Source organism: Ochrobactrum sp. SFR4 (assembly GCF_019730395.1).
GTDB lineage: Bacteria > Pseudomonadota > Alphaproteobacteria > Rhizobiales > Rhizobiaceae > Pseudochrobactrum.
This window is the reverse complement of record NZ_JAAPBB010000838.1, coordinates 1-267: the sequence shown is the minus strand read 5'-3', so window position 1 is coordinate 267 and position 267 is coordinate 1. Positions and strand designations below refer to the sequence as shown.

The 267-nt window shown below is 49.4% G+C and carries 1 pseudogene; it reads left to right on the top strand.

The features are described from left to right. A pseudogene (locus tag HBA93_RS21435) lies at positions 1-267 on the top strand (SRPBCC family protein); the annotation flags it as partial.

Here is a 267-nt window from a genome sequence, read left to right as displayed (position 1 = left end):
TGTCACTTTCGTGATTGCACTGCCTTTCCTTGCGCTGCCACTGGAAAACCAAATCGAATATAAGGATCACTTCAGTTCTGTTACCACAGTGATTGAAATTAACGCGCCTGCCCATGTGATCTGGAACAATACGCTGGCAATTCCTGATATTCGCCCTGACGAATTAGGTATGACTTTCAGCCACAGTATTGTCGGCGTGCCGAAACCCGAAGATGCACGTATCACCGGTTCCGGTGTTGGTGCCGTGCGCCATCTGAAATGGGGCAA